The sequence below is a fragment of the Acinetobacter sp. UBA3106 genome, from assembly GCA_002365595.1.
GTDB lineage: Bacteria > Pseudomonadota > Gammaproteobacteria > Pseudomonadales > Moraxellaceae > Acinetobacter.
The window spans coordinates 1-9,676 of sequence record DFAM01000012.1; the positions used below are offsets into that span (position 1 = coordinate 1).

Annotated in this window: 10 protein-coding genes and 1 pseudogene; 6 read left to right on the top strand and 5 right to left on the bottom strand. The window is 40.3% G+C overall.

From position 1 onward, the window contains the following. Nucleotides 1-112 precede the first annotated feature (112 nt). Both fba and B4C48_RS05180 read left to right on the top strand, forming a co-directional pair. Nucleotides 113-1,150, top strand: a complete 1,038-nt coding sequence (gene fba / locus B4C48_RS05175) for a class II fructose-bisphosphate aldolase (RefSeq protein WP_291354548.1) — start codon at nucleotides 113-115, stop codon at nucleotides 1,148-1,150. A gap of 96 nt (nucleotides 1,151-1,246) precedes the next feature. After that, nucleotides 1,247-2,110, top strand: a complete 864-nt coding sequence (locus B4C48_RS05180) for a DMT family transporter (RefSeq protein ID WP_291354549.1) — start codon at nucleotides 1,247-1,249, stop codon at nucleotides 2,108-2,110. A 347-nt stretch (nucleotides 2,111-2,457) separates the two neighbouring features. Here B4C48_RS05180 and B4C48_RS05190 read toward each other — a convergent pair whose 3' ends face one another. Together B4C48_RS05190 and nfsB are read right to left on the bottom strand one after the other, a co-directional pair. Then, nucleotides 2,458-2,688 carry a hypothetical protein gene (locus tag B4C48_RS05190; RefSeq protein WP_291354551.1) on the bottom strand — a complete coding sequence of 77 codons (231 nt, stop codon included), beginning with the start codon at nucleotides 2,686-2,688 and terminating at the stop codon, nucleotides 2,458-2,460. Between the two features lie 114 nt (nucleotides 2,689-2,802). Then, nucleotides 2,803-3,456, bottom strand: a complete 654-nt coding sequence (gene nfsB, locus B4C48_RS05195) for an oxygen-insensitive NAD(P)H nitroreductase (RefSeq protein ID WP_291354552.1) — start codon at nucleotides 3,454-3,456, stop codon at nucleotides 2,803-2,805. Between the two features lie 235 nt (nucleotides 3,457-3,691). On the opposite strand from nfsB, the gene hpaI reads away from it, so the two are divergent. After that, entirely contained in the window at nucleotides 3,692-4,489 is a 798-nt protein-coding gene (gene hpaI, locus B4C48_RS05200; protein ID WP_409449773.1) for a 4-hydroxy-2-oxoheptanedioate aldolase, read from the top strand. Between the two features lie 86 nt (nucleotides 4,490-4,575). On the opposite strand, the gene B4C48_RS05205 is transcribed toward hpaI, so the two are convergent. Both B4C48_RS05205 and B4C48_RS05210 read right to left on the bottom strand, forming a co-directional pair. Further along, entirely contained in the window at nucleotides 4,576-5,295 is a 720-nt protein-coding gene (locus tag B4C48_RS05205; protein ID WP_291354553.1) for a UDP-2,3-diacylglucosamine diphosphatase, read from the bottom strand. A gap of 119 nt (nucleotides 5,296-5,414) precedes the next feature. After that, entirely contained in the window at nucleotides 5,415-5,924 is a 510-nt protein-coding gene (locus B4C48_RS05210; protein ID WP_291354554.1) for a peptidylprolyl isomerase, read from the bottom strand. A gap of 165 nt (nucleotides 5,925-6,089) precedes the next feature. Here B4C48_RS05210 and B4C48_RS05215 point away from each other — a divergent pair, with 165 nt between their 5' ends. Both B4C48_RS05215 and B4C48_RS05220 read left to right on the top strand, forming a co-directional pair. Further along, a complete protein-coding gene (locus B4C48_RS05215) occupies nucleotides 6,090-7,814 on the top strand; it encodes a glutamine--tRNA ligase/YqeY domain fusion protein (protein ID WP_291354555.1) in 1,725 nt (574 codons plus the stop codon). Between the two features lie 221 nt (nucleotides 7,815-8,035). Continuing rightward, a complete protein-coding gene (locus tag B4C48_RS05220; protein WP_291354556.1) occupies nucleotides 8,036-8,485 on the top strand; it encodes an SRPBCC domain-containing protein in 450 nt (149 codons plus the stop codon). 183 nt (nucleotides 8,486-8,668) lie between these two features. On the opposite strand, the gene B4C48_RS05225 is transcribed toward B4C48_RS05220, so the two are convergent. Then, nucleotides 8,669-9,205 carry a lecithin retinol acyltransferase family protein gene (locus tag B4C48_RS05225; RefSeq protein WP_291354557.1) on the bottom strand — a complete coding sequence of 179 codons (537 nt, stop codon included), beginning with the start codon at nucleotides 9,203-9,205 and terminating at the stop codon, nucleotides 8,669-8,671. Nucleotides 9,206-9,367: 162 nt separating this feature from the next. Between B4C48_RS05225 and B4C48_RS05230 the strand changes: the two are divergent. After that, nucleotides 9,368-9,676, top strand: a pseudogene (locus B4C48_RS05230) (hypothetical protein); the annotation flags it as partial.

The window sequence follows — 9,676 nt, forward strand, 5'->3', positions numbered from 1 at the left end:
TTTTATTTAAAAGTCCCTGCAAATGCAGGGATTTTTTTTTAAATAGTGTTTTTTCTTGCTGAATTGAAAGCAATCAGCATGTAGAATATGGGGCATTACCTGGGAGGACATTATGGCACTTATCTCATTGCGCCAGCTCTTGGATCACGCCGGCGAACACAATTACGGCGTACCAGCGTTTAACGTAAACAATTTAGAACAAATGCGCGCAATTATGTTAGCCGCAGACGAAACGAATTCACCTGTTATTGTTCAGGCATCTGCGGGTGCTCGTAAATATGCCGGTGCTCCGTTTTTACGTCATTTAATTTTGGCAGCAATTGAAGAGTGGCCACATATTCCAGTGGTTATGCATCAAGATCATGGTACTGACCCTGATGTATGCCAACGCTCGATCCAGTTGGGCTTTTCATCAGTGATGATGGACGGTTCATTAGGTGCTGACGGTAAAACACCAACAACTTATGAATACAATGTTGATGTAACGCGTCGTACCGTTCAAATGGCGCACGCTTGCGGTGTTTCAGTTGAAGGTGAAATTGGTTGCCTCGGTAGCCTTGAAACCGGTATGGCTGGTGAAGAAGATGGTGTAGGCGCAGAAGGCGTTCTTGACCATTCTCAACTTTTAACTTCTGTTGAAGAAGCGACTCAGTTTGTAGCAGATACCAATGTAGATGCTTTGGCAATTGCAGTCGGTACTTCACACGGTGCGTACAAATTCACCCGTCCACCTACAGGTGATATTCTAGCGATTGACCGCATTAAAGAAATTCATGCGGCATTGCCAAATACCCATCTTGTTATGCATGGTTCAAGCTCTGTGCCACAAGAATGGTTGGCTGTGATCAACGAATTCGGCGGCGACATCAAAGAAACTTATGGTGTGCCTGTTGAACAACTGGTTGAAGCAATCAAACACGGTGTGCGTAAAATCAATATCGACACTGACTTGCGTTTGGCTTCTACTGGTGCAATGCGCCGTATGATGGCTGAAAAACCAAGCGAATTCGATCCACGTAAATTCTTTGCAGAAACAATTGTTGCAATGAAACAAATCTGTGTAGACCGTTATACATCGTTTGGTACCGCAGGTCATGCAGACAAGATTCGTCCAATTTCTTTAGAGAAAATGGTGAGTCGTTATAAATAATCGTTAAAGATTATCTATAATCAAGAGCCCACATTTATTGTGGGCTTTTCTGTATTTAACCCTGAATCATGATAAATAAGGAAAATAAGGCAGAAGATGGAACTTATATTTGCTGCGGCCTGCTGTAGTGTAGTGATCTCAATTCTTTTAAAGCTCGCTAAAACCAAAGGTTTTGATGCGCTACAAATGATTGTCTGGAACTATGCTTCTGCAAGTGTGCTCTGTTTTTTGTGGTTTAAGCCGGATTTACAGCATATTTCAATCGTAAATACACCATGGTGGCTCATTATTGCTTTAGGTGTGTTATTGCCGAGCATTTTTCTGTGTCTGGCGAAATCCTTGCAATATGCCGGTATTATCAAAACGGAAATTGCCCAGCGTCTGTCAGTGATTTTATCATTATTGGCTGCTTTTTTTATTTTTCAAGAACAGTTTAATAGCTTAAAAATAATCGGAATCGGGTTAGGTATTTCCGCTGTACTGAGTATTTTATTTTCTCATCAAACCTCCGCACAGGAACAGTCATTTTCAAAGCAGGGCTTACTTTATTTAGCACTGGTGTGGTCTGGCTATGCACTGATTGATGTGCTGCTTAAGTACACCACAGGCTTGGGCGTACAGTTTGCTGTTGCACTTAATTTAATGTTCATCTGCGCTTTTATATTGTCTTTGGCTTATATTGCCATCACAAGAAAAACAGCAGGACGTAGTCAAAATATTCTGGCTGGATTGGGACTGGGAATCTTAAATTTTGCCAATATAGCCCTGTATGTCAAAGCACATATGCTGTTAAAAGACACACCTGCAATTGTGTTTGCAGGCATGAATATACTGGTGGTGGTGTTGGGCGCATTGAGTGGCTTAATCATTTTCAAAGAAAAATTAAAACCTGCAACTGCTTTCGGTCTGGCTTTAGGCCTTGCCAGTGTTATTTGCTTAGCTTATGCCATGTCTGCTTAAGATAACTGGATAAGAAAATGAGAGGATGCTGAAGAAAGTCTTCCGGCTCTGCTATTCCCAACAGCAAGCCATTGCTATGACAAGAAGGGCAGGCAGGATAGTGGTGATTTTCTTGTTGATAAAGATGAACATAACATTGCTGGCATTGATGACACTCAAACTTCATCGGCATAGGCATAAACAAAGACATAGCGAACCTCTTGAAAATTTTAATTGTTATATAAAGGTATAAAGCAAAAAGCAGACCATAAAATAGTCAGTACAACAAGAGCAACTCAATATACAGTACACTTAAATGTGCTATAGATTAAAAATTTAAATCCTATAAAATCAATATATTGGCTTGGTTATGTGCGTTGAAAGCGTTGTAATGTGCCTTGCCAATAGTAGTTGGCCATTGCCACCGGATGTTTAAACACATCCTGTATTTCAATCGTGCCCTGAAGTTGACCAGGTTGCTGACAATGAGGGCATTTAGGATAAGAGGTTAAAATGGCATCTGAGCTGTATTTTTGCAGGTAAACCGTTTTGCAAGAAGGGCATTCAAATTTTATCGGCATTTTAGGAGCAGCAAGCATGTTAGGTATTACCGGTTATTTTTTGCGCCAATATACCTTAATCTTGTTGCAAAAATAAGTCCTGAAATGACATAAAAGGGACTTATAAGCCCCTTTTATTGTAATTTTTTTTAATTATAGCTTGGTGAAAATTTCTTCACGACTCAGGCGTGACTTAGGTAATTGAGCATTAAAATCGGTTTCACTGCGGTAGCCGAGCGTCATGATTACCGATGGAATTAAACCTTTTTCATCTAATTCCAATTCTTGACTAATGATTTGCTCATCAAATCCGCCTATAGGCGTAGCATCAACCCCTTCAATACCGGCAGCTAGTAGCAATTGACCTAACGCAATAAAAGTCTGGTTTTCCGCCCAGCGTTGAATATCACCTTTTTCATTACGGTAATAATCCACATAACCAGAACGGCTGTCTTTTTGCCCCTGTTTGGCTTTTTCATCCTTAAAACGACCACTAAGATCATCTTGGTTAAGCAAGGTATTTAAATGCTGTTCGCTGATATCCGCTTTGGTACAGAACAGAATGGTATGCGAAGAATCTAAAACTTTAGGCGCATTGTAGGCATATTTCCCGACCAATGCTTTAGCGATTCGCTGTTTAGCAGCATCATGATCTGCAATAAAAAAATGCCAGGGTTGAATGTTGATGGAGGACGGGGTGAGACGCAGGATTTCTAAGAAACGTTCAAACTGCTGTTGAGGAATTTTTTTGTTCGGGTCATATGCTTTTGTGGTATAGCGTGATTTTGAAACGTTTAACAAATCCATGAATACGGTCTCCACAATTGAATGTGGTTTTATTTTAACTTATTATCGAACAGAAAATCTTGGAAGAAATCTTCAAATGCTTATACTTTGGCATGATGAAATCATAGGCTAAGTTTCTGAATAAAATGAAGCGTTAATAGTTATAGACAATGACTAAATACGAAATCGATATTGGTACTTTTGGCTAAATCACGTTTAATTGAGTCATCACAAAGTTTTTAGCTAGAGTCGGCCCATGATAGATGATACAAACCATTTTAAAAGACGATTAAAAACTCGGCAGCAGATTGGGTTATGGGTGGGTCTGGCAGATGCTTACGGCACTGAAATTGCAGCCAATGCCGGCTATGACTGGTTACTGATTGACGGTGAACATGCGCCGAGTGATTTAAGAACCACACTTTCTCAACTGCAAAGTATTGCAGCCTATCCATCACAAGCTGTGGTCCGTCCACCTATAGGCAGTGTACAGCTGATTAAGCAATTTTTGGATATTGGGGCGCAAACTTTATTGATTCCCATGGTGGAAACGGTTGAGCAGGCTGAACTGATGGTGAAAGCTGTACGTTATCCACCAGAAGGGATTCGTGGCGTAGGTGCTGCATTGGCACGTGCCACGCGCTGGAACAGTATCCCGGATTATTATGCAACAGCACATGAAAATATTTGTCTGCTGATTCAGATTGAATCGGTGACAGGACTGGAAAATCTGGATGATATTGTAAAAGTGGATGGCATTGATGGCGTGTTTATTGGCGCTGTAGATTTGTCTGCCACTATGGGTTATCAGGGTAATCCGAATCATTCGGAAGTACAAAAAACGGTTGTTGATGCTATTCAGCGTATACGTGCATCGGGCAAAGCAGCAGGAATTTTATCAACGACTCATGAAGTAACTCAAAAATATATCGATTTGGGTACAGAGTTTGTTGCTGTAGGTGTAGATACCAGTGTCTTGATGAATTCACTACGCGAACTTTTGGCAAAATATAAAAGTGATGCGGAAGTGATAAAATCTGAAGGTGGTTATTAATCTGAAATATGAGCTTCTATAGTACGTATTATGGAGTCTGAATGACTTTATCTGTAATGTAGAAGCTCAGTGATCAAAAAATGTCGTTAATACGCCCAGGTCTTTAATTCTAATTTTAGATTTTTTTGCTTAGGATCAATTTCTAAAATCTGCGCTGAATGATCACGCCAGTCTCCTAGCACAATCCGTTTTTTACCCTGAAGATTATGAATTGCAGGGCGATGCGTATGACCATGAATCAGCACATCAATATCCTTTAATGCAGAATCAACGGCATATGCATTCACATCCATAATCTCATAAGACTTTACTTGCTTGGTTTCAGCACTTTTTTTACGGAAACCATTGGCCAGTTTTTGCCGAAAACTTAAAGGCATACGTTTTAAAAAACCTAAAAGTAATGGATTACGAATGATCTTACGGAATTTTTGATAGGACACATCGTCAGTGCAGAGCAGGTCGCCATGTTCCAAACGGTATGTAGTTTCGACTATTTTTAAGATTGCCGGTTCAGACAGCAAGGTGCCCTTGAACTGTTTTAAGAATTTTTTACCTAAAGCAAAATCACGGTTGCCTGCCTGAAAATAAACATGATTGCCGGCCTGATGAAACTTTTGCAGGGCATGGACAATTTCATCCAGCCAAGGAGCAGTGTAGTCATCGCCAATCCAGGCATTAAACCAGTCACCCAAAATATAGAGCTGGGTATTTCTATCTTTATAACTGTCTAATAAATCCAAAAACCCCCGAACGAGTCGAGGGTGTTCAGGTGACAAATGTAAATCAGAGATAAACAGATAGGTCACTAATTTTTCCTTAATACTTCCTCTCAAAGTCCATTTATTGGATATATGGACTATATCCTTAACATTATTGCGTTTTAAAGCACTGCTTTAAAACTCATTAAAGACGGAGAGGACGTTTTTTATTCAGAAATGATTTTTGCAGATTCAATTACAACGTTCTCTAGAGGAACGTCAGCGTGGTAGCCACGGTTACCTGTGCGAACGCCTTTGATATCCGCAACAACGTCCATACCTTCAACCACTTTACCAAATACGGCATAACCCCAACCTTGAGCTGTTTTACCAGTGTGGTTAAGGAAAGAGTTGTTTTTCACGTTAATGAAGAACTGAGCAGAAGCTGAATGAGGAGCTTGAGTACGCGCCATTGCGATCGTACCTTCTTCATTGCTTAAACCGTTGTCCGCTTCGTTTTCAATTGAATCACGAGTTGCTTTTTCTTTGAAATTTTCATCCATGCCACCGCCCTGGATCATGAAACCGTCAATCACACGGTGGAAAATTACGCCATCATAAAAACCATCACGAACGTATTCCAAGAAGTTAGCAACAGTTTTAGGTGCTTTTTCTGAGTTAAGTTCAAGAACAATACGTCCTTTATTGGTGTTTAATTCGACTTGAGGAAAACTCATTCTATAATCTCCTGATCATGGACAAAAAAGCCATGGGTTTTTGGTTGAGAGAAGCATAAGCAAACTGTAAACTACAAGGCAAGCAAAAACGTTATTTTCTTTGTTAAAAATCGAGAAAAGCGTTTTAATTATCCTATTTTATCTTATAGAAGTGATTTATCAACTATGAAGCCGAATGATGTTGTTTCATCCCTGCCAAATAACCCGACAACAAGTACTCAACCTGTCGATGCTGCGCAGCAAGAACAACAGCCTGGCTTAGATTTTGTACGTCAGGTCATTACTGACGATTTGGCAGCAGGCCGTACACAGCAAGTGATCACACGTTTTCCACCAGAACCCAATGGCTATTTGCACATTGGTCACGTGAAAGCGATTTGTTTGAACTTTGGTATTGCGCAAGAATTTGATGGTTTATGTAACTTGCGTTTTGACGATACCAACCCGGACGCAGAAGAACAAGAATATGTGGATGGTATTGCCAACGACGTAAAATGGCTTGGTTTCGAATGGAATGGCGAACCGCGCTATGCATCTAGCTATTTCGATCAACTGTACACATGGGCAGTACAGCTGATTGAACAGGGCGATGCTTATGTCGATTTGCAAACGCCTGAAGAAATCAAGTTAAACCGCGGTTCATTTGTAGAGCCAGGTAAAAACTCTCCATACCGTGATGCGACTGTAGAAGAAAACCTGGCGCGTTTTGAACAAATGCGTAATGGCGAGCTGGGTGAAGGTCAGGCAGTACTGCGTGCCAAAATAGATATGACATCGCCGAACGTACATATGCGTGATCCGATTATGTATCGGGTATTGCATTCTGAACATCACCAAACTGGTGATAAATGGAAAATGTATCCGATGTATGACTATGCTCATCCATTATCAGATGCCATTGAAGGTGTAACGCACTCACTTTGTACACTTGAGTTCCAAGACCATCGTCCATTCTATGACTGGATTGTGGAAAAAGTGAAATCACCAGCTGTTCCGCATCAGTACGAATCTAGCCGTTTAAATGTCGATTACACCATTACCTCTAAACGCAAACTGCGTAAACTGGTAGAAGGTGGCTTTGTCCAAGGTTGGGACGATCCACGTATGCCAACCGTTGTCGGTATGCGCCGTCGTGGATTTACACCAGAAGGTCTGCGCGATTTCTGTAAACGCGTCGGTGTATCTAAGGTTGATGGCAGTATTGTCGATGTAGCCATGCTGGAATACTGCATCCGTCAGTCTTTGGAAAATACCGCTGCGCGCGGCATGGCTGTGCTTGACCCAATTAAAGTGACATTAACCAATCTTCCAAACGATATGGATCTGACTCACTCACGTCATCCAAATGTCGACATGGGCGAGCGTATCATTCCATTAACCTCTGAAATTTTCATTGATCGTAAAGACTTTGAAGAAGAACCACCAAAAGGCTTTAAGCGTTTAATCCCAGGTGGTGAAGTGCGTTTACGTCATGCTTACGTGATCAAGTGCGACGAAGTCATTAAAAATGCTAACGGTGAAGTGGTTGAACTGAAATGTTCAATTGACCCGGAAACTTTAGGTAAGAACCCGGAAGGCCGTAAAGTGAAAGGTGTCATTCATTGGGTATCGGCAACTAAAGGTGTTCCTGCTGAAGTTCGTATTTACGACCGTTTATTCACTGAATCTGACCCAGAAGTGGGCGATGACTTCCTGGCTAACTTAAATCCTGAATCACTCAAAGTGGTTCAGGCAGTGATTGAGCCAGCATTGGCAGAAGCGAAGCCTGAAGATCGTTTCCAGTTTGAACGTGAAGGTTATTTTGTTGCAGATCAACATGATCACACAACAGCAAAACCAGTGTTTAACCGTATTCTGGACTTAAAAGACAGCTTTAAGCCAGGAAAATAAGCAAGACACAGCTTTGCCTGATTTGAAATAATCTTTTTCGGAATATAAAAAGCTCAACTTAGGTTGGGCTTTTTTTTTGTAGCATCTAAGCAAGAATTGGTTCTAACTGTGTATGGTTTATTATGTAATCTTATAAAATCACGTCTTTTTCTTATTCTAAAACCGCTAATTAATGAGACAGTATAAAGAGCTATCACTTTAAAAAGATGAGGGTAAGAAAAATGAATAATGTTGTTATCGAAACACAGATGTTAATTCGAAAACCGGTTGCCGAAGTGTTTAATGCCTTTGTTGATCCAGAAATTACCCGCAAGTTCTGGTTTACTTCCTCTACCGGACAATTAATGGAAAACAAAAACGTCGATTGGTATTGGGAAAAATATGAAGTGACAACCAGTGTTTTTGTAGAGCAGCTTATTAATAATCAATTCATTCAGATTATGTGGGGTGAGCCAAAATCTACGGTAGATTTTATTTTTGAAAAAATATCCGATAACGAAACTTTTATTAGAATCCGTAACTACGATATTCCTTTAGATGGTTCAGAATTAATTGCTTTTGTGATTAAACATACCAATGATTTCACTACGCTTTTAGATGGCTGTAAGGCCTATCTGGAGTATGGTGCACAATTGAATTTGGTCAACGACAGACTTCCACCATTTGATTAAAGTTTTAAGAAAGTTCTTTGAAAGATAGGCAGTAGGTCAACTGACCAAAATTAAAATGATCATTCTGCTTATTTTTAGACATCTTAGAATTGATTAACACGACTTGACAGCCTGGCGCTTTAATTTTTTTTAGCCCCATTTTAATGGGGCTTTTTTAATCTTTTAAATTGGCTAAACTCAGAATTAAGGATTTTTCTGTTCAGGTTCTTTTAATAATAAAGCAGGCGGCAAACGTTTTTTGGCCTTATCACGTAACTTTTTCTTGATGTAGAGCACCAAAGCAAAACAGGTGGTGGTCAGGGTCAGCAACATACTGTTCATAAAACTCATGAGGGAACTGACATAACCGATAGTGGTTAAGCGGTTCATCATCTGAATGACCTGAGGACTACTTTCTACACCGGTAATGGCCCAGGTACACAAGTGTTCGCAATTGTTAATAATCAGATGATACTGGTTTTCATGCATGCGCGAACGCATACGCCGTACGACTTTGCGGCCGTGAAATTTGGGATTGTCATATTGCTGGATAATAATGGTTTTACCAAAACTGAATTTTTCCAGTGAGGTGATTTCAATGGGGCGTTTCTTAAATAAATGGGCAAAACCTGAATAATGAATCACCCGGCCACGACCTGCATAAATGCCGTGATGAGAATATCCAAAGTGTTTAACAATAAGATGTGCCCCTAAAGGAAATCGTGTTTTCTGCTGTTGCATGTAGACGTTTAACCAATAAAGTTACAAATATATTTTAGTGAGCTAGTTTACTGCTTCTTTGTTAAAGAATCGACTCTTTCACTCAGCCAAATGATTTTTTATGAAACAATGGCTTTGCGTATTGAGCCAAGACATGAATGCTGGACAAGATGGAAATGAAAAATGACAGCTTATTTTAAATATGCCCTTGCGACTGTTATAAGTTTTGCCCAGCTCGGCCATGCCGATATTGATAGCCAGCATTGGCAAAATGAAGTGCTCGATGTTGATATTATAAAAATAGATCAGCCACAAAACTTGCGCCTGTTTTTAAAGGATCACCAAACGAATAAACCTTTGCGTAAATTCAAGGCTGTGGCACGGCAGCTGAAAGCATGTGAAAAGCTACTCTTTGCCATGAATGCCGGCATGTATCACGCAGACTATGCTCCGGTCGGGTTATATGTTGAAGCATCCCGGCAACAGCAAAAA